The sequence below is a fragment of the Deinococcus cellulosilyticus NBRC 106333 = KACC 11606 genome (assembly GCF_007990775.1).
GTDB classification, from domain to species: Bacteria; Deinococcota; Deinococci; order Deinococcales; family Deinococcaceae; genus Deinococcus_C; species Deinococcus_C cellulosilyticus.
On the sequence record NZ_BJXB01000010.1, the window covers coordinates 133,617 to 153,928 of the forward strand.

The window sequence follows — 20,312 nt, forward strand, 5'->3', positions numbered from 1 at the left end:
ATGGCAAAGATCGTTGCAGTCACATCATGCCCCACCGGCATTGCCCACACCTTCATGGCCGCTGAGAGCCTGCAGCAGGCCGCGAACCGCCTCGGGCACCAGATCAAAGTGGAAACCCAGGGTTCGGTGGGCACCCAGAACACCCTGACACAAGCGGACATCGAGCAGGCAGATGCGGTGATCATCGCAGCAGACACCAAAATTGACCTCTCCCGGTTCTCAGGAAAGAAAGTCTTTGAGTTCAGCACCCGGAATGCCATTCAGGACAGTGCCGGGATCATTGATCAGGCGCTTAAAGGAAACCAGTCCTCTACAGCAGCAATTGCACAGGCCCTCAACATTGTGGCCATCACCTCCTGCCCCACCGGAGTGGCCCACACCTTCATGGCCGCCGAAGGGCTTCAGCAGGGTGCAACGCAACTCGGGCATCACATCAAGGTGGAAACCCAGGGCTCGGTCGGAGCCCAAAACACCCTGTCTGCGCAGGACATCGAAAAAGCCGATCTGGTGATCATTGCCGCAGACACCAACGTGGACCTGTCCCGCTTTCAGGGCAAGAAACTCTACTCCACAGGCACCAAACCGGTGATCCACGACAGCCAGAAGGTGGTGCAGACCGCCATCGTGCAGGGGCAGGTGCACGGGGCAGCAGCGGGGGGTGCCTCCTACGCGGACACGGTGGCCCGCAACAAGGAGCAGAGCAGCCAGAACCGCACCGGGGCCTACAAGCACCTGATGACCGGGGTCAGTTTCATGCTGCCTTTCGTGGTCGCAGGGGGCCTTTTGATCGCCATTGCGTTCGCACTCGGGGGCATCAATGTCTTTGAGGAGGTCAACAAGGGCACCCTTGGGTACAACCTCTTCCAGGTGGGTGCCAGAAACGCCTTCGCATTGATGGTTCCGGTGCTCGCAGGATACATTGCTTTCTCGATTGCGGACCGTCCTGGCCTCGCGCCAGGCATGGTGGGGGGCATGCTGGCCGTCAGTGCAGGAAGTGGCTTCCTGGGGGGCATGATTGCAGGGTTCCTGGCCGGTTACCTCGTGCAATGGCTCAACAAGAATATCCAGCTTCCCCGCACCCTGCAGGGCCTCAAACCCACCCTGATCCTGCCTCTCCTGGGCACCACGTTGGTGGGCCTGCTGATGATCTACGTGATCGGCACACCTGTGGCCGCAGTTCTGAATGCCCTCACCGAGTGGCTGAAAGGCATGAGCGGCACCAACGCCGTGCTGCTCGGGTTGCTGCTGGGTGCAATGATGGCTTTCGACATGGGTGGACCCGTCAACAAGGCCTCTTACGCTTTTGCCACCGGACTGCTCGCCAGTGACATCTTCGGCCCGATGGCCGCCGTGATGGTGGCCGGCATGACGCCTCCTCTCGGTCTGTGGCTGGCCACATTGCTCTTCAAGAACCGCTTCACCACCGAAGAGCAGGAAGCCGGAAAAGCCGCTGCGGTGCTCGGGATCAGCTTCATCACCGAGGGGGCCATTCCCTTTGCTGCCCGTGATCCCCTGAGGGTGATTCCCTCCCTGGTGGCGGGTTCCGCAGTGGCCGGAGCGATCAGCATGATGGCCGGTTGTGCCCTGCGGGTCCCCCACGGTGGTGTCTTCGTGCTGCCCATCCCCAACGCCGTCACCAACCTGCCGATGTACGTGGTGGCCTTGCTTGCAGGCACGGTGGTCACAGCGGTGCTGCTCGGGATGCTGAAAAAGCCCGTGACGGACGTGAATGCAGGTGAAGCAAAGCCTGCCTCTGCAGCCCAGCAGAAAGTTCAGGGCTGACCGGAGCAAAGTCAACAACAGAACCGCCAGGGATCATCCCTGGCGGTTCTGTTGGATCACTGCATGGTGGGTCGCTCAACATGTCTGGCAGGAAAAGTCAACCTGCAGAGCGCTTTTTTCAGCGGGCCGAAGGTCAGGATGGTGCAGGCCAGTGTCTGCGGTCCTCCTCAGGCCCCGGCTTCTGTTTGCTGTCTTTCCCTGTCCTGACGGATGATGGCGTACATCCAGGCATCAGCGTTTTTTTCACCCCAGCGCTGGTATTGCCTCAGGGTTCCCTCCAGGGTCATGCCCAGACGCTCCGCGACTTTCGCCGAGGCAGGATTGTCCACATGAATGGCCGCCTGAACCCTCAGCACCCCCAGGTCCTTCAGGGCGTAATGCACAACAGCGTGCGCTGCTTCGGTGGCAAAGCCTTTTCCCCAGTGGGGCACCCCCAGCCAGTACCCCAGTTCTGCCCAGCGGTGAAAACCGTTGAGGGCCAGTTCCAGACAGCCCACAAGCTGGTCCTGATGCACCATGGCCCAGGTGATCTGCTGCCCGGCCTGTGCTTGTGTTGCATGGCTCTCAATCCAGCCTCTGGCTGCACCTGCAGGGTAGGGAAAGGGGACATAAGTGCAGCGGGCCACTTCGGGAACCCCTGCCAGGCGTTCCACCACAGGGGCATCTGCAAGAACGAAAGGACGAAGCATCAAACGGGATGTGGTGAGCACAGGAATGGCTGAGGTCATGGTGGCTCCTTGATGGGGATATGCACCAGCATAGGGAAAGGCAAACTGGAGGGCATCTGCACAACGACATAGGCAACAGTGGGTCATCCGGCAGAGTGCAGGCTGCCCCTTTTGAGGCTGGTCTCTCAAACCTTTCTTTTTGTGCCTGTGATCAGACTTTCACAGAGCCCGAAACACCCTGGAGGCAGCTGACGATTTCTTTTAGAACCACACCTCCAGACCTTCATAAAATGGGTTTTTCTACAGCCTGCGAAACACTTTCTCTGTAAAATGGAAACGTTTATCTGAATGTTCATGTGCCCTGCCTCTCTTTCGGCCCCTTCGTCTCAAGGAGCATCCATGCCTGAATCCCAATCTCTCGCCGTCCAGGCCACCCGGCTGGCCCTGGAATGGCCTGCAGGCGCATCCTTTCGGTTCGCTGCCCTTTTTGCCCAGGCCCTGAATTGCAGCACTTCGGCGGTGTGGCTCACCCGTCCGGGAACCGAGTGGCTGACGGTGGTGGGGCATTATGGGATCAGTGGCAGGGACCTGCAGCTTTTGCAGCAGACAGAGCTGCACATGAAGGGCGAAAAGCTGGCCTGTCAGGCCCTCAAAACAGAGCAGATCAAACTGGTGTGGACCTCAGACCTGCAGGAACTCGGCCCCACCGAGGGGACCCTGATGCAGGCTTTTGGCCTCTCCACCCTGTACTGTTGTGCCCTGAGGTTGCCGGATGGGGCGTATGGGGTGATGTACGCGGCTTCCAGGGAGGTGCAGCAGCCCGAAACCGGGCAGATTGTGCTGGCCGCACAGGTGGCCCAATCCCTGACGGTGGGACTGTACAACCAGGAACTCCGGGCGCAGGCCCGCCGCAGTGAACGCAGGTTTCAGCGCATCACCGACCATTCGCTGGATCTGATGATGGTGCTTCAGGGCAGCACCATCACTTACGTGAACCCCTCCTGTGAACACATTCTGGGGTACACCCAGAAAGAGATGCTGGGTACGGATTTCACCGGGTATGTGCACCCGGAGGACCTGGAAAAGACCCTGCAGGCCGCAGCACAGCTTTCTGAGGAGCAGGACGTGATGTTCTTCCAGAACCGTTTTGTGCACCAGAGTGGCAGGACGGTGCACCTGGAGTGGAATTCGGTGTTTGTGGATGGAGAAACCATCGGCATGGCGCGCGATGTCACGGGCCGCATGGAGATGCAAGAGGAGTTGCTCAGGCGGCAGCAGGAACTGGAATTCATTGCCCAGAATGCAGCCACTTTTGTGGCCCACTTCAACCGGGACCTGGAGCGGGTGTACCAGTCCCCGAACAGCCACCTGTTGCACGGTTACCACCCTGATGAACTTCCAGCGACCCTCACCGCTTTTCTGGTGCATCCACTGGACCAGGAACGGCTCTCGGAGTTGATCCAGCAGGGCATTCAGGAAGGCTGGCGCCTGCACCATGTGGAGTTCCGCATGCGCCACCGCAGTGGACGCAGCTTCTGGGTGCAGACGGCCATCCGCTTCCTGTGGCAGGAAGGGCATTTTGATGGGTTGATCCTGACCACCATGGATGTCTCGGACCGGGTGGAAGCCCAGTTGCAATTGCAAGAGGCCCTCGAAGATGCCCGGGGACTGGTGGATTTCACGGTTCGTCTGGAAGAAACGCAGGATTTCAGGGAGGTCACCCGGGTGGCCCTGGAGCACTGTGTGCACCGCATGCCTTTCAACATGGCCATCTACATCGAATTCCAGGGGGAAGGGCCTGTGGTCGAGCAGGTCGCCACCCGGGACCTGGTGGTTGATCCGGAGGTGCTGGAGCAGGTGGTGCGGGACCACTTCCGGCAGGTGGGGGACAGGGAACTTGCTTTGCTGACCACCCACCGCATGCGGCTGTACGATCCAGACGCCGCCACCTGGATGGACTGCCAGCCGGGTCTCCTTTTCCCATCCCAGCAGGTCATTTTGTCGGTGCAACTGGACGGGCAGCTTCGTGGGGTGATTGCCCTGTCCCGGTCCAGGCAGGACACCCACCTGGAAGAGACCACCCTGAAGCTGCTGCGAGCCATTCAGGACCGCATCAACCACGCTGCAGAGCGCTCCCTGCACCTCCATCAGCTGGCCTCCAGCCGGGAGGAAACCCTGCGCACGCTGGGCATTGTGCTGGAGCACCGGGATTTTGAGACCAGGGGGCACACCGATCGGGTGGTGGAGCTTTCCGTGGACCTGGGCCGGACCCTGGGGCTCGGTGAGGAAGAGCTGCTGGCCCTGCGCTGGGGCGCGTTTCTGCACGACACCGGAAAAATGGCCATCTCAGATGCCATCTTGCTGAAACCCGGAAGGCTCACCCCCGAGGAGTTCGAGGTGGTCAAAAAGCACAGCCAGATTGGGTTTGACATGCTCAGGCACATTCCCACCCTCACCCGTGAAAGCCTGCAGGTGGTGTTGCACCACCATGAAAAGTGGGATGGGACAGGCTATCCTGCAGGCCTGAAGGGCACAGGCATCCCGTTCCTGGCCCGGATTTTCACGGTGGTGGATGTGTACGATGCGCTGGTGTCCAGAAGGCCCTACAAGGAGCCTTTCAGCCATGAGGACGCCATGCAGGAAATCGAGCGCTGCTCCGGGGGCATGTTTGATCCCGGGGTGGTGGTGGCTTTCAGCAGCCTGATGCGCTCCAGAATGCAGGGCAGGTAGACCCTGCGTGGGTGGTTTGTCCTGACGGTGCTTCTGGGACGCTTGTCCTGATGCAGGGGCTTTCTGACGTGTGGTCCTTTGCCGTGCAGCAAGACAGCTTTTGCTGCTCGCTGGCATGGGTGGGACGTTTGACTTCCAGGGAGGTGAAGACCACTCGGGACATTTTTCACAAGGGTGAGGGGTACCATGAAATCAGAAAGAAAGAAGGTGTGCACCATGAGCACCACACAAGACCTCCGTACGCAAATCCCCGAACCCACCCTCACCCGCTTCCTCTTCGCCGACACCCGCCTCGCCCCCCTCTGGACCCTCCTCAGAATCTGGCTGGGCTACGAGTGGCTGCATGCTGGATGGGGCAAAGTCACCAACCCCGCAGGGGTGTGGGTCGGAGACAAAGCCGGGGTGGCCATCGAAGGCTTCCTGAAAGGCTCACTGGCCAAAACCCAGGGAGACCACCCCGATGTGTCAGGCTGGTATGCCAGTTTCATCCAGAACGTTGCGCTCCCCAATGCAGAACTGCTGAGTTACATGGTGGCGTTTGGTGAAGTGTTCGTGGGGATCGCCCTGATTCTGGGCCTGTTCACCGGAATTGCAGCGTTCTTCGGCGGATTGATGAATGCGAACTTCCTGTTCGCGGGGACCGTGTCCTCGAACCCGATCATGCTGGTGGCTGCGTTTGCGATCGTGCTGGGGTGGAGGATTGCAGGGCATTACGGTCTGGACCGCATTGCGCTCCCGATGGTGGGGGTTCCCGGAGCTCCTGGAAGACTGTTCAGACGAGTCACTCCTCAGGCGAAACCCGCCCTGTAAACCTCCTTTCTGGAAGACCCGCACCCTGTGCGGGTTTTTCTTTTTTGATTGCAGGGCTTCCTGTCTTTCAAACAGGCTGGACTTCATGAAGTGATGGTCCTCACGTGGTGGAATGCACCTGCACCCTAAGATGAAAACCATGCCACAACCCACTGCTGCGACCTCTTGCTGGCATCTTCAGACCCTGGGCACCGTGAACCTGTGCTCAGGACACCACCAGCGGCCCCTGGACCGCCGCACCGCCCTGCTGCTTGCTTATCTTGCCCTTGAGGGAAAAGCCCACAAGCACCGCCTGGCCGGGATGCTCTGGCCGGATTCCGGTGAGGTCACCGCCCGGGCGAACATGCGGCAACTCCTGCGCCGCCTGCGGGTGGGACTGGGTGCCAGTGTGGTGGATGGAACGGTGCACCTGCACCTCACCGATGCAGTGCAGGTGGACGTGTGCCTGCTGCAAGACGCCGTGGCCAGCAAAAACCACCAGAAGGTGCTGGCTTTTGAAGGGGAGTTGCTCGAAGGCATCGAGGTGGATGACCTTCCCGAAATCCAGGAGTGGCTGGTCTCTGCCAGAGAGCAGGTCTTTGAGCAGCGCAGACAGGCAGCGCTTGCTGAATCCCTCAGGCTGGAGCAGGAAAAAGACTGGCAGGGTGCACTCACCTGCGCATTGATGCTGCTGCAACTGGACCGCCTGAGCGAGGAGGCCCACCGTCTGGTGATGCGCCTGCAGTACCTGCTCGGGGACAGAGGGGCTGCACTTGCAGCTTTTGAGCGCTGCCGCCAGGTGCTGCAAGAAGCCCTCGGAACCGACCCCACCCCGCAGACCTGCGCCCTGGCCCGCGACATCCAGCAGGGTGCGTTGCCGGGTCCTGCAGGGCCCGGTCCTGCTGCCTTGCCCCTTTCTGTGCTGCGACCTCCAGTGCTGGTGGGAAGAGAACAGCACCTGCAGCGCCTGCAGAAAGGGAAGGCAACGGGCCTCCTTCCCCTCCTCACCGGGGAGACGGGCATGGGAAAAACCCGACTTGCCCTGGACTTCGCCCACCAGCAGGGAGCTGCCGTGCATGTGGCTTTCCGGTCCACCGATCAGGGCATTCCCTACGCGGGCCTCTCCAGGCTGCTGAAGATGTTGCTGCAAGCCTCCCAGCGTGCACAGTGGCCTGGCTGGGTGCGTCAGGAAGTGGCCCGCATTGTGCCCCACCTGCACCCTGAAGTGCCTGCCCCCATCACCTCTGACCTGGAGCGCCTGCGGTTTTTTGAAGCCCTGGTGGAAGGGATCACCCTCAGCGCCAAGGACCTCCCCCTGGTGGTGCTGGATGACGTGCATCATGTGGACCCTGCCAGCCTGGAATTTCTGCAGTACCTGTTTTCCAAGGTGTTGCCAGAGCAGGCCGTTTTCCTGGTCACCTGCACCTCCCACAGTGCAGACCTCCCCCGGGTCTGGCAGGATCTGGTGCAGGCCGGACTGGCCTTTCAGGTGCACCTCGAAGCCCTGCGTCCGCACGAGATGCAGGAAATGCTGGACCACATGGGGGAAGCCTTTGCGGAAAAAGACATCCAGTTGCGGCTGATGGACTACTCGGCAGGGAACCCGATGCTGCTGGTGGAGGCCGCACGTTACCTGCTGGAATCAGACGGCTCTCTGCTGCCTGAAGGGCCCATCGGTGGGCAGGTGCGGCAGGTGCTGCAAAAACGCCTGGAAAATCTGCCTCTGGAGGTGCTGCGGGTGGCCCGGGCAGCAGCGGTGCTCGGGAACGACTTCACCTTGCAACGGGTGGCGGAGGTGCTGGGCAACCCGCCCGAAACCTTGCAGGTGCCCTGGGAAGCGTTGCACGAGAAACAACTCCTGCAACAAGACCGCTTCACCCACAGTGAACTTCCAGAGGTGGTGCTGGGCAGCACCCCTCCAGCAGTGCTGAACCTGCTTCACCGCCGCGCCGCCCAGATCCTGGTGCAGGAGCAGGCTCCCGCTGCCGAAATTGGTCGCCACTGGCTGGCTGCCGGGCACCCCCTGGAGGCCGCAGCGGAATTCTCCCGGGCAGGGGAGCATGCCACACTGCAGTACCGGGCCAGAGAATCCGCCCACTTTCATGCGCAGGCCGCAGAACTGCATGAAGCCCTCGGAGACAGGGTCAGGGAATTCGAATCGCTGGCAAGGCAGGCCGATGCCCTGGGTGTCCTTGCCGACCTGGAAGCCCATGAGGGGGTGCTTCACAGGCTGGAAGCCCTGGCATCCACCCCCGATGAGAAGGCCACCTACCACCTGCATCTGGCGCAGCACCATTTTGCCCGGGAAAACATCCACCTGCTCGCCCAGATTGCCCGGGAGGGCATCCACTGGGTGAGGCAAACCACAAACCATGTGCTGGAGTTGCGCTTTCAGGAGGTTCTGTTCTTCGAGGCCTACTACCGCCGTGATTCCCATGCAGCCCTGCAGGCCGTCCGGCAGGCCGCCGAACTTGCTGAGAAACACGGGGAGGTGTCGTGGCAGGCCCGGGCCATTGAAGGAGAAGCCCTCATTGTGGGAAACCACGACCTGCAGGCTTCCATCGGGCTGTTGCTGAAGGCCGAACAGCTGTACCGGGAAGCTGGAGACCGCACCGGGATCGCTGCAGCAGCCAGCAAGCGGGGCACCGATCTGGTGAAGTCCGGAGAAGTGCATCAGGCGTTGCAGGCTTTCGAAGAGGCCCACCAGAATCTGCAGGACATTCAGGGCCATGACGACGCCAGGGCCAACAGCATTTACGGCATGAGCGTGTGTCTTGCCCTGCTGGGACGTTACCGGGAATCCCTGGGGTGGCTGAAGGGGGTCAGGGAAGGACAGTACCGTCACCTCCCCATGCAGCAGATGATCATGCAGGTGCGTCTGGCAGGGATGCTGCTCACCTTTGGGGCACCAGATGAGGCTCTGGTGGAAGTGTCAGAGATCCTGAAAGAGGGCAAAGAACTCGGGTACAATCAGGCAGATTTGCTGCTGGTGGCTGCCCGCATTCACCGTCACCTGGGCAGAACAGCCGACGCCAGACGCATCTGGGAAGACGCCCACCAGAGCAACGAGGAGCACCCCGATCACTTCACCACCATCCGGCTGAGGCTGGAAGAGGCCGCGCACCTCCCGCTGGAAGCCCAGGTGGAGGCCTTGCAGGGCATGGAGGCTTTCTGCCGCAGCCATCACCTGGACCGTGCAGAAACCGCCTTGCAGGCCAGACGTGCCATTCTGCACCTGCAACTGGGCCTTGAACCGCTGGAGGTGAACCCCACAGAAGCCCACCTTTACTTCTTCGGGATGGAGGACCGCTGGTTGCTGCAGGCCCATCAGGCGGCCCTGTTGCCACCCGTGGAGGCCCGTCAGGCGCTTGAAGCACTGCGTGCCAGGGTCCAGCAGGTGGTTTCAGAGCATGTGCCTGTGGAACATCAGGCCACGTACCTGAGGGCAAACCCTCAGATGGTGGCGTTGCAGGCCGTGCTGGGCCCCCTCACGGAAGACATGGACAGCCGAAGCCCATCCTGATCTTTCAGCGGTGGTGCTGCTGGCTGTCCCCGGGGGCCTCCTCCCGTTCGGTCATGGAGTAATCCCGCACCACAGAGGCAATGCGCAGGCGGTAGTGCTCGAAGACCTCCTGCCTCCCCTCCTGCTGGGCGAGGCGGTGCAGTTCCAGGTTGCGCCATGTCTTGATGGCCTCCTCACTTTCCCAGAAGGACAATGACAGCAGTTTCCCGGGGTTTTTCAGGCTGCTGAAGCGCTCAATGCTGATGAAACCCTCGATCTCCTGCAGGTGGGGCAGGAGATCGGCAGCCAGATCCAGGTAGCGTGCTTCCCGGCCCGGGTGGTTTTTCACTTCGAAAATCACGGCAATCATTTTGGTTCCTTTGAGTATTGCAGCAGGGGCACCCGGGTGTTGATGGAAGGGCGGTATCCCACACAGGAGAAGTGTTCTGGTTGCATTCCTTGTTCCAGCAAGGCCTGCAGGGCTGCTGTGACCAGGGTGATGGCCAAATTTTCACCGGGGCAGTGGTGGGGTCCTGCACCAAACGTCAAAAGTGGGGCAGAGGGGTGAACACTTGCGGTTCCCAGCAGCAGCAGCAGGGCAGAGCCAGCAGGGAGGGTGTGTCCATAAAGGGTGATGTCCCGGGCCGCGAAACGCCGGGTGTTCTGCACCGGGCAGCCGTGCCGGGCAGCCTGCAGCACCACATCCTGCAGGGTCATCTTTCCTGAACGCAGGTCGGTTTGCAGCTCTGGGTGTTTTTTCAGGGCCAGCAAGGAAAGCCCGAGCAGTCCGGCGGTGGCATCACAGGTCTGCACCAGCAGTCCGATCAGGTTGCTTCTCCACACCCGGGGATTTGTGGTGTTTTGCTGTGCCAGTGGACTTCGCTGCAGAATGTCTTCGAGCGTGTGGAGGGCGTGAATTCCCTCTTTCACATCGTCTGAGCCGGCCAGAGGGGACAGGCTGAACACCAGTGACAGGCACGCTGCAGAGAGCGTAGTGAGCAGGTCTTCTGGAACCCTGAGCAGGCTTCGCAGCCCTTCAAGACCCAGGTGAAAGGCCCAGTTCGGGTTTTGCAGGGACAGACCAGAGAGCCTGGATCGGGTGGCTTCCTGCACCTCCATTTCGGAAATGCTTTCCAGCAATTCCAGCACAAGAGGACGCAAGGTCTGGTGCATCTCCCCGTCGTTCATGCGGAGCAGGGAACGAAAAAAAGGCTCCAGCGGGGTGCCCAGCAGAGGGGTGGGCACAGGTTCATGAGGAGGGCGCACACGTAAATCCGGGTGGTTGAGGGCTTCGACAATGGCCTCAGGGTGGGTCACCACCCACACCTGGAGGGTGGAGTCAAAGTGCACAGGAGGTCCTTTGAGCAGGGCCTCATGGTAAACACGAGGGTCAGGATGGGTGACAGCAGCAATGGGGTGGGCAGGAAACGACATGGATGTCCTTTCTGTGGGAAATGAAATTTGGTGGAAGGCTTCTTGCCTGCATCCATTATCCCTGTGCAGGCTGGCCTTGTCATGCAGCATCGGTTTGATTACCATCGAAGCATGACTGCACACCCGGACCTTGCAAGCCTTGCCCGCGTTCTGGGAGAGCCGAGCCGCATGCACATGCTTTCCCTGCTGATGGAAGGGCGGGCCCTCACCGCCAAGGAACTGGCCCACGGAACGGGCATAGAACCCGCCACTGCCACCAGTCACCTGCGCCAGTTGCTGGACCTCAACCTGGTGAGTTGCCAGCCGCAGGGCCGCCACAAGTACTTCCGGCTGGCCTCAGCGGAAGTGGCCCGCCTGATGGAAACCCTGATGGTGCTTGCCCCCCGCACCCAGCAGACAGAAACCGACCTCCCACCCATGCACCAGGCCCGCCTGTGTTACGACCATCTGGCCGGACGGCTGGGCACCTTTGTGACCCGAAGGTTAAAGGACCTGGAGGTGATCACGCCTGACTACCAGATCACCCCACAGGGGGAGGTCTGGTTCCTTGACCTGGGAATTCAGCTGCAACCCCTCAAAAAATCCCGCCGCAAGCTGGCCTACCCCTGCCTGGACTGGAGTGAACGCCAGGACCACCTCGCCGGGAGCCTCGGGGCAGCCCTCGTGGGCCATTTCACCGGTCAGGGGTGGCTCATTCAGACCAAACACACCCGCCTGCTCACCCTCACGGAGCAGGGCAATGAACAGTTGCAGGTGCTTTTTGGAGCATTGCCGGCAGGTGTTGTGTTCCAGCGCACAGGTTCAGCAGAAGCCAGCCATTAATGTGATGAGATCTGGCCGTGCAGCCGCAAAGGCCACAACACCATTCCAGTCGAGGACCCCATGCACACTTTGACCCGTGGTCAGAAAAGCCCCCTTGTTGCCTTCATGTCCGCTGTGGATTTCACAGTGGCCCTGTCTTTTCAGAACCCACAGCATCTCACGCTGGATGCCAGTGTTTTCGGGGTGGATGGGGCAGACCAGCTTTCCGATGACCGGTATTTTTGTTTTTTCAATCAGCCAGAGTCACCCCACGGGGCACTGAAACTGCTGCCTCCGGAAACAGGTGAACTGCAGCGTTTTCAGGTGAAACTGCCTCTTTTGCCACACACCATCCGCAAACTGGTCTTCACGGTGAGCATTGATGGAGCAGGCACCATGCGGGACCTGCCAGATGGGCAAATCACCGTGTATGCAGAAGGAAAGCCTGTGCTGGGCTTTCAGGTGCAGGGCACGGAATTCGAGCAGGAAAAAGCATTGATTTTTCTGGAGGTCTACTTCAAAGACCAGTGGCGGGTTGCTGCGGTGGGACAGGGGTATTCGGGTGGGCTCAGCAGCCTGCTGAAGCATTACGGTGGGGAAGAGGAAGCCTCTCCTCCTCCGCCTCCTGTGGTGAACCGTGGGGTGGACCTCGAAAAGAAAGTGGCAGCACATCCCACTGGACAGCGGCTGGTCAGTCTGGTGAAAACCGTGAATGTCACCCTGGAGAAAAAAGGGGTGGCCGAAGAAAAAGCCCAGGTGGTGCTGGTGATGGACGCCACAGGCAGCATGAAAAACAGTTACAGAAGCGGTGCCGTGCAGAAAGTGGTGGACCGCATCGGGGTGCTTGCCATGCGCCTCGACGATGACGGCAAGCTGGAAACCTGGTTTTACGCGAAAGACTTCCACCACACCCCGGATGTGACCCTGGACAACATCGATGGTTATGTGGCCCGCACGGTGCTGGACCAAAGCGGTGGTTTCCTGATGGGTCTGGGCCGGGCCAACAATGAACCTCCGGTGCTGCGTGCGCTGGTGGAGCGGCACAGAAACAGCCGTGTCCCGGTGCTGGTGCTGTTCATTTCTGATGGTGGGGTGAGCCAGACCGCTGAGATCAAACAGGTGATCACCGAAGCGGCAGCATGCCCGATTTTCTTTCAATTCATGGGTCTGGCCGGGCGCAATTACGGGGTGCTGGAGAAACTCGACACCCTGGAGGGACGTGTGGTGGACAACGCCAGCTTTTTTGCCATCGATGACCTTACAGACCTCTCGGATGAAGACCTCTACAGCCGCCTCCTGCAGGAGTTTCCGCTGTGGCTCAGGGCAGTCCGGCAAAAGGGCATCCTGAGGTGAACGAAAAAAGCAGGCCCCGGGAGGCCTGCCCGTTCTTGCAGGGGGTCAGGATTGCAGCAATTGTTCCTGCCTGCGGGTGAATTCTGCCGGGGTGATGCGTTTTTTCTGCAGGTCCTCAAAAAGCAGGTCGAGTTCAGAGAGGAGCTGTTCCACCCTGTTCTCCTCTGGCACCAGGGACACCAGACTTGCCAGGGCTTCTGTGGGGTCCACTTCGGTTTCGGTGTACTGCAGGTAGGTTTTGCAGTTCGGGCAACTGCGGCTGAGTTTCAGTTCCTGTGCGGCCACCGAGTCCCCGAGGGCCACATCGGTGAGGGTGGCTTTCACCCGCCGCTGGACCAGCTGGCTGAGGTCGAGGTTCAGCAGGTCCAGGCCTTTCTTTCTGGGGTGCCCGCGCACGGCTTCGCGGGTGAGCAGGGCCTCCATGTCCCGGCTGACCAGCCAGGTGTGTTCACAGGTGCTGCAGGTGCGTTTGAGCTGTGGCATGGTCTTTCCTCAGGCCCTCGCGCGTTCTTTGAGGCCCAGGAACAGGCCTCCCACCACACCCTGCAGGATCTGGCCCAGCAGGCTGCTGATCACCCCGTAGAGGATGTGCCCGATCAGGCTCCAGACCATGGACGCAGAAAAAGCATTCTGAATCCAGGCAGCAGGGGTTGCGGGGAGTGGGAAGCCGAGCCACAGGGGCACCAGGATCTGGGGTCCGAGCACCCACCAGATGATGCCGTAGAGGGTTCCGCTTCTGAGGGCCACCCCGAGCGTCTGGGCTGGCCCGTAGATCAGGCCGAAAATCAGGCCGATGATTGCTGCAATCCCCAGGTGAACCAGGTACCCGATGAATTCGGAGTCCGAGCCAACCAGTTTTGCCACGAAGGGCAGCACCCCCTGCCACTTCATGTCAAGCAACCCCTTCCTCCCGTGACTTCAGTCACGGGAGGAAGGGGTGGAAGGCTAAAGCCTGCCCATTTGTCAAAATCTCCACCTTGTTTTTTCACCATGTTAGACTCTCTTTATGAGGATCACCATCAGCGCCAAGTTGAAACTGAACCACACTGCAGCGCAAAAAGCTGCATTGGACAGGATCACCCTGGCCTACCGTGATGCTCTGAATTACGCCTCCAACAAAGCCTTTGAACTCGACAAAACTTCTTCTGCACCCAGGCTCCACAAGGCGGTCTATGCTGATTTGCGGGCACAGTTTGGCCTCGGAGCCCAGCTCGCCTGCACTGTAGAACGTCAGGTCGCAGCAACCTACAAAGGCCAGTGGACCAAATTGAAACAGAACCTCAAAGCCCGAGAACTGGGTCGGACCAAACGCCGTTACAAAGGCCTAGAGGCTGCCCCCAGATTTGTTGCTCGTACCCTGGAGTACCAGCATGGCCGCGATTACTCCTGGAAAAAAGGTGGCAAAGTCAGTGTTGGCACCCTTGAGGGACGCATGGTTCTGGAGTACGAAGGGTACCAGAAGCATCTGGATCTGATTCGACAGGGTTGCGAAACCGGAGCGGCCAAGCTTTACTACCAGAAGTCGAAGAAGCAGTATTACCTGATTGTGGCTTTGAATGTTGAACTTTCTGACCCTCACCCGACGCAACATTCCAACATTGTGGGTGTGGATGTGGGCCAGAGGTACCACTTTGTGGCCACCGATAAGGACGGAAAATCCCTGTTCGAGAAAGGAAAGGCGGTTCGTCAGAAGAAGGAGCACTTTGCTCGCATCAAGAAATCCCTCCAGCGTAAAGGCACCCGTTCTGCAACCCGAAGGTTGGTTGCTCTGAGTGGACGGGAAAGACGGTTGATCGCTGACCGAAATCACACCCTTGCGAAGAGGCTGATCACCCGTTTCCCTCGCTCGATTTTTGGACTGGAGGACTTGACCAAAATCCGTGAACGCACCGAGAGACGCAGCAACCCCAAAGCCAGTCCGAAGACCAAACGGGCCAAGCGTCACCAGAGCCAGTGGTCGTTTGCGGAACTTCAGAGCAAACTGGCGTACAAAGCTCCCCTGTTTGGCTCTCTTGCGGTGCGGGTGGATGCCCATTACACGTCTCAAGCCTGCCCGAAGTGCGGTCATGTGTCCAGAGGGAACAGGCCGAAGGCTGGGTTGGAGTTTTTGTGTGAGGCATGTGGTCATCGGGGTCACGCAGATCGGGTGGCGAGTGTGAACATTGCTTTGAGAACGATGCTTGTCCGGCAGGACTGGATGAGTACGGGTGCTTTGTCAATGCGCCCTGATGTGTCGGATGGTGAAGTCAAAGCTGCTCGCCTGAAAAGGTATGCAGAGTTGCGATGGAATCCAGACGCAAGCCCATCACTAATGTGATGGGTCATTGACGATGAATCCGAAGGCCACACCTCCGGCCAGTCCTCCGAGTGTGCCTGATGTGATTTTTGCCAGAACCGCGTTTGGTGTGTGCATGATGGTTTGATGTTAAAGCAATGAGTGTGACGAAATTGCAAAGAAATGCACGATTCCAGTAAAAATTGCAAATTTATTACAAGATGGCGGCAAGTGGTGCGAGAAGATGCATTTGTACCCAGCACACCATGGTGCATCAAAGCCCATCCTCTTGCAGGACCGGATTGCAGCATACTGGGCAAAACCCGGAAAGATCCTGCATCGCATGACCATTCTTTCTGAAAACCCCTTTTGTCTTGCGGACACCGGGGTCAGCCTCAGTCGCAACCCGAATCCACCCAGCGGGCACGCCCCTGCCTTTTGGCCTCATACAGCAACAGGTCGGCTGTTTTCACCAGTTCCTCAGCAGAGGAGGCGCAGGTCGGAACCTGTGAGGTGACCCCAAGGCTGAGGGTCACAAAGGGTGAAACGTCCGAGCCCTCATGGGGAATCTGCAGGCCCTGCAACTCCTGCTGGATGCGCTCGGCCACCTGAATGACACCAGAAAGCCTGGTTTCAGGCAAAAGCACCACAAATTCCTCTCCTCCGAAGCGGGCCACCACGTCCCCCCTGCGGATCGAGGAGGCCATCACCTCTGCCACCTGCCTGAGGCAGGCGTCTCCCTGCAGGTGCCCATAGGTGTCGTTGTAGCGTTTGAAGTGGTCCACATCGCACAGGATCAGGCCGAGCGGTGCCCCTTTGCGCAGGTGCTGTGCCCACAGGCGGGCCAGGTGGTCCTTGAAAGCGGTGCGGTTGTAAATCCCGGTGAGGCCATCCAGAAATGCGGAGCGTTGCAGTTCCAGGTTGAGGGCTTCCAGTTCCCGGGTGCGGGAACGCACCAGCTCTTCCAGACGCTCAGCATTCTGCACCAGCCTCTGTTGCTGAAGGTGATGCTGCACAGCCCGGCTGAGGGTGTAGCACAGGGACTCTTCATCGAAGAACAGGTCGCTGGGCGGACGGTACACCAGATGTCCGAGCATCCTTTCTGGTTCAAAGAGGGGGGTGACCAGGGTGTGTGAAGCATTCAGGACCCCCTCCAGGCTGCTGGGCAGGATCTGGTGGCTGGGGAAAGGCTGTGTTTCTGCACCCTTGACCCCATCCGACAGCACCACCTGGGATTTCGTTTCATCTTCGAGGTCCCTCAGCACCAGCACGTGCGGTTTCAGGGACAGGTGCTGCAGGTGCTGCCTGATCTCGGTGTGAAGTTCCATGCTGCTGCCTGCCGAGAACATCACGGGCAGGTGCATGGCCCGGGTGACGTTGTGGATGCGCCGGGTGGAGTGCACCATCTGCAGGGCACTGTTCAGCGTGGTGAACGCCTGGTCTTTCAGGCGGCTGAACCCGGGCCATTGTGTTTCTTGCAGCTCCATTTCCACCCTAACGGACGCCTGCAAAAGCAAGCCCTGCCAGTGGTTGAACTCCTCATCCAGAAGTGGGCGTTCGAGCAGGAGGGACCGCCAGAACCCCAGAAAGTGCAAAGGGTTTTTTTGCTGCAGGGCTTCCAGCCAGTGGGCAGCCATGTGTTCCAGCAAGGTCAAATCTGGAGATTGAGGTGCAGGTTCGGCGGCTCCCGCAGGAGCGGGGCTTGCTCCACAGGATTCCCGCACCACCAGCCGGGTCGGCACCAACAGCTGCAAATCTACGGGCTGGTTTTGCAGGAGCTTCATCAGGGCTTCTGCAGCCTGCACACCCTGCTCGAAAAAGGGCTGCCGCACGGTGGTCAGTGCAGGCACCACATGCCTGAATTCCTCGCTGTCATCGAAGCCCACCACTGCAATGTCCTCAGGCACCCGGATTCCCCGCTGGCTGAGCAGGGTGATGGCCCCGTGCGCCATTTCATCGTTGGCGCACACCACCACCTGAAAGTCCGGGCTGCTTTCTTTCAATGCGGCCTCCAGTGCCTGCTGGGCTCCGCTGGAGGAGAAGTTCCCGGTGAGCATCCAGGGTTCATGCACCGTGAGGCCCTTCTGCGTTACACACCTCCTGAACACCTCTTCCCGCACCTCAGAATCCTGGTTGCCAGGGATGCCCCGCATGAAAGCCAGGCGGGTGAACTTTCTTACTTCAATGAGGTGGTGGATGAGGCTTTCCATGCCGTGGATGTTGTCTGCCTCCACCGTCGGGTACGTTTCCACCCTGCGGCCAATGCACACTGTGGGAAGGGGTTGAAAGGTGTCCACAAAGCTATTGAGGTCTTGATCACTGGCGTAAATCCCCATTGACACCGAAAAGACAATCAGGCCGGCAAAATCTCCAGTGCGGGCCAGGCTGTAGATGTCGTTGGCCCTGCGGATTCCGGGGCTGGGATCGTGCAGGTTGCGACCAATCAACACGGTGGACCCCATGTTGTGCTGGTCCAGCACATGGCGGATGCCGGTGAGGACGGTGCTCTGGTAAGGATGAAAATGGTCGATCAACACCGCGATCTTCTGGAACATGGGGCACCTCTGGGTTTGGATGGCCTGGAATCCCTTGCAGTTTACCCTGTGGCCTCTTACACCCCTGTCAACAAACCACACCTGATTGCGGAGAAACAGCATCACAGAGAGAAGTGCTGAAGGGTCCTCAGGCATGTGCTGCCACCTTCAAACTCGCCAGCACACTGTCCCCCATGTGAGGGTGGCAAACGGATTGTTCTGCTGTTCTGCTGAAAGCAGCAGGGGAGGCGTGTGCCAGTCGGGAGCGTGCATGTGACCTTGTTGCGGACGGAAGGTGACATGCAAAGGATTTTGTTCTCCACTTTCTGAGAAGGGGACTGCTGTCCTGCAAGTCAAGGAGGGACTTTCTGGCAGGCACTGCCCTGGACTGCGCTTTCTTCTGCACTGTGCTGGTGGTGCTTCAGGATGATCCTCCTGACATGATGGGACGTTTGACTTCCAGCGCAGTGAAGTCCACTCGGGACATTTTTCACAAGGGTGAGGGGTACCATGAAATCAGAAAGAAAGAAGGTACGACATGAGCACCACACAAGACCTCCGTACACAAATCCCCGAACCCACCCTCACCCGCGTCCTCTTCGCAGACACCCGTCTCGCACCCCTCTGGACGATCCTCAGAATCTGGCTGGGCTGGCAGTGGCTGCACGCCGGATGGGGCAAAGTCACCAACCCCGCAGGGGTGTGGGTCGGAGACAAAGCCGGGGTGGCCATCGAAGGCTTCCTGAAAGGCTCACTGGCCAAAACCCAGGGGGACCACCCCGATGTGTCAGGCTGGTATGCCAGTTTCATCACCCACTTCGCGCTTCCAAATGCAGAACTGCTCTCTTACATGGTGGCGTTTGGTGAAGTGCTGATCGGGATTGCGCTGATCCTGGGGATCTTCAGTGGGATTGCAGCCTTCTTCGGCGGACTGATGAATGCAAACTTCCTGTTCGCGGGAACGGTGTCCTCGAACCCGATCATGCTGATTGCAGCGTTTGCGATCGTGCTGGGGTGGAGGGTGGCTGGGCATTACGGACTGGACCGTGTGGTGCTCCCTTACCTCGGTGTTCCCGGAGCGCCCGGTAAACTCTTCAGAAAAGTCACTCCTCAGGCGAAACCCGCCCTGTAACCCTCCTTTCTGGAAAACCCGCACAAAGTGCGGGTTTTTCTTTGTTTGCTGCTGGATGTTGCAAACCCGGTTTTCCTCACAATGCAAGGGCAAAGATTTTTTGAGAATGGGCTGGGCATCAACATTCGCATTTGAAAGGACAACCCACATGCAATACCTTCGACTGGGAAAAAGTGGTCTGAATGTTTCTCGCATCTGCCTGGGCACCATGACCTACGGGGACCCGGGATGGCGGGACTGGGTGCTGCCTGAGGAGCAGAGCCGCCCGTTCATTCAAAAAGCCCTGGAAGCGGGCATCAACTTTTTTGACACGGCAGACATGTATTCACTGGGCAGAAGCGAAGAGGTCGTCGGACGTGCCCTGAAGGACTTTGCCCGACGGGAAGACGTGGTGATCGCCACCAAAGTCTACTGGCCGATGGGGGAGGGTGTGAACAACCGGGGCCTCTCCAGAAAGCACATCATGGACGCCGTGCACGCGAGCCTCAAAAGGCTGGGCACCGACCACATCGACCTCTACCAGATTCACCGTTATGATGCAAACACCCCCCTCGAAGAAACCCTGGAGGCCCTGCACGACCTGGTGAAACTGGGCATGGTGCGTTACATCGGGGCTTCGAGCATGTTCGCATATCAGTTTGCCAGGAGCCTCTACCTTGCCGACCTGAAAAGCTGGACGCGTTTCGTGAGCATGCAAAACCACTACAACCTGGTGTACCGGGAAGAAGAGCGGGAAATGATCCCTCTGTGCATTGAAGAAGGGGTGGGGGTGATCCCCTGGAGCCCCCTTGCAAGGGGTTTCCTCACCGGGAACCGCAAAGGGGGAGAGGCACAGACCACCCGTGCAAAAAGCGATGGCTTCAGCCACAGCCTGTACGGCAGCGAAACCGACCACCAGATTGCAGACCGGGTGGCCGAAGTTGCAGGGCAACACGGAGTGTCTTCTTCACAGGTTGCCATTGCCTGGATGCTCTCGAAACCCGGCATCACCGCGCCCATCATTGGAGCGAGCAAACTGCCGCATCTGGAGCAGGCGATAGCTGCACTGGATGTGAAACTTTCAGAAGAGGACGTGCGTCATCTGGAGGAACCTTACTGTCCTCGCAGTGTGGCTGGCATCTGACCCTCTGACCGTTCTGGATCTGGGAAGCCTCATGTGAGGCTTCTTTTGCTTTTTCACAGAGCCTCAAGGGTGCTCCTTTGGGGGATGGGCATGGTTTTCTTCCTCGGACACATCCTCAACTGCAGACATCCATTTGGAGGGAACAGGCCTGAATTTGTATGCGCTTACATTCTGTCGTCTGTGGTTGAT

The 20,312-nt window shown here is 59.3% G+C and carries 15 protein-coding genes; 9 read left to right on the forward strand and 6 right to left on the reverse strand.

Translation table 11 applies throughout. The annotated features are described in order from the left end of the window. Positions 1–1,782: a PTS fructose-like transporter subunit IIB gene (locus DC3_RS12545; protein ID WP_146884776.1), complete on the forward strand. Its 1,782-nt coding sequence runs from the start codon at positions 1–3 to the stop codon at positions 1,780–1,782. A gap of 167 nt (positions 1,783–1,949) precedes the next feature. Here DC3_RS12545 and DC3_RS12550 read toward each other — a convergent pair whose 3' ends face one another. Next, positions 1,950–2,510, reverse strand: coding sequence for a GNAT family N-acetyltransferase (locus DC3_RS12550; RefSeq protein WP_186816001.1), 561 nt, complete (start codon positions 2,508–2,510; stop codon positions 1,950–1,952). A 339-nt stretch (positions 2,511–2,849) separates the two neighbouring features. On the opposite strand from DC3_RS12550, the gene DC3_RS12555 reads away from it, so the two are divergent. The 3 genes from DC3_RS12555 (at position 2,850) to DC3_RS12565 (ending at position 9,492) form a co-directional block, all read left to right on the forward strand. After that, positions 2,850–5,180 carry an HD domain-containing phosphohydrolase gene (locus tag DC3_RS12555; protein ID WP_186816002.1) on the forward strand — a complete coding sequence of 777 codons (2,331 nt, stop codon included), beginning with the start codon at positions 2,850–2,852 and terminating at the stop codon, positions 5,178–5,180. Positions 5,181–5,396: 216 nt separating this feature from the next. Next, entirely contained in the window at positions 5,397–5,990 is a 594-nt protein-coding gene (locus tag DC3_RS12560; protein WP_146884782.1) for a DoxX family protein, read from the forward strand. A 139-nt stretch (positions 5,991–6,129) separates the two neighbouring features. Beyond that, positions 6,130–9,492 carry an ATP-binding protein gene (locus tag DC3_RS12565; protein WP_186816003.1) on the forward strand — a complete coding sequence of 1,121 codons (3,363 nt, stop codon included), beginning with the start codon at positions 6,130–6,132 and terminating at the stop codon, positions 9,490–9,492. Between the two features lie 4 nt (positions 9,493–9,496). Here the strand turns inward: DC3_RS12565 and DC3_RS12570 are convergent, their stop codons facing one another. Together DC3_RS12570 and DC3_RS12575 are read right to left on the reverse strand one after the other, a co-directional pair. Then, positions 9,497–9,841, reverse strand: a complete 345-nt coding sequence (locus DC3_RS12570; protein WP_146884786.1) for an antibiotic biosynthesis monooxygenase family protein — start codon at positions 9,839–9,841, stop codon at positions 9,497–9,499. Beyond that, positions 9,838–10,905 carry a cytochrome P450 family protein gene (locus DC3_RS12575; protein WP_146884788.1) on the reverse strand — a complete coding sequence of 356 codons (1,068 nt, stop codon included), beginning with the start codon at positions 10,903–10,905 and terminating at the stop codon, positions 9,838–9,840. Before DC3_RS12575 ends, DC3_RS12570 begins: the two co-directional genes overlap by 4 nt. Positions 10,906–11,016: 111 nt before the next feature. Here DC3_RS12575 and DC3_RS12580 point away from each other — a divergent pair, with 111 nt between their 5' ends. Together DC3_RS12580 and DC3_RS12585 are read left to right on the forward strand one after the other, a co-directional pair. Continuing rightward, positions 11,017–11,727 carry an ArsR/SmtB family transcription factor gene (locus DC3_RS12580; protein ID WP_146884790.1) on the forward strand — a complete coding sequence of 237 codons (711 nt, stop codon included), beginning with the start codon at positions 11,017–11,019 and terminating at the stop codon, positions 11,725–11,727. Positions 11,728–11,787: 60 nt separating this feature from the next. Next, positions 11,788–13,059 (forward strand): VWA domain-containing protein, encoded by a 1,272-nt coding sequence (locus DC3_RS12585; protein WP_146884791.1) that lies wholly within the window; start codon positions 11,788–11,790, stop codon positions 13,057–13,059. 45 nt (positions 13,060–13,104) lie between these two features. On the opposite strand, the gene DC3_RS12590 is transcribed toward DC3_RS12585, so the two are convergent. Beyond that, on the reverse strand, positions 13,105–13,542 hold the full coding sequence (locus DC3_RS12590; protein ID WP_146884793.1) for a hypothetical protein: 438 nt from the start codon (positions 13,540–13,542) through the stop codon (positions 13,105–13,107). A 9-nt stretch (positions 13,543–13,551) separates the two neighbouring features. Further along, the gene (locus DC3_RS12595) at positions 13,552–13,950 is read right to left on the reverse strand and encodes a hypothetical protein (protein WP_146884795.1); all 399 of its coding nucleotides are present in this window, start codon (positions 13,948–13,950) and stop codon (positions 13,552–13,554) included. A 115-nt stretch (positions 13,951–14,065) separates the two neighbouring features. Here DC3_RS12595 and DC3_RS12600 point away from each other — a divergent pair, with 115 nt between their 5' ends. Beyond that, a complete protein-coding gene (locus DC3_RS12600; protein ID WP_146884797.1) occupies positions 14,066–15,376 on the forward strand; it encodes an RNA-guided endonuclease InsQ/TnpB family protein in 1,311 nt (436 codons plus the stop codon). 353 nt (positions 15,377–15,729) lie between these two features. On the opposite strand, the gene DC3_RS12605 is transcribed toward DC3_RS12600, so the two are convergent. Then, positions 15,730–17,889, reverse strand: a complete 2,160-nt coding sequence (locus DC3_RS12605; protein ID WP_186816004.1) for a diguanylate cyclase domain-containing protein — start codon at positions 17,887–17,889, stop codon at positions 15,730–15,732. Positions 17,890–18,406: 517 nt separating this feature from the next. Between DC3_RS12605 and DC3_RS12610 the strand changes: the two genes are divergently transcribed. After that, positions 18,407–19,000 carry a DoxX family protein gene (locus tag DC3_RS12610; protein ID WP_146884801.1) on the forward strand — a complete coding sequence of 198 codons (594 nt, stop codon included), beginning with the start codon at positions 18,407–18,409 and terminating at the stop codon, positions 18,998–19,000. A gap of 148 nt (positions 19,001–19,148) precedes the next feature. Beyond that, positions 19,149–20,123, forward strand: coding sequence for an aldo/keto reductase (locus DC3_RS12615; RefSeq protein ID WP_146884803.1), 975 nt, complete (start codon positions 19,149–19,151; stop codon positions 20,121–20,123). Positions 20,124–20,312 lie beyond the last annotated feature (189 nt).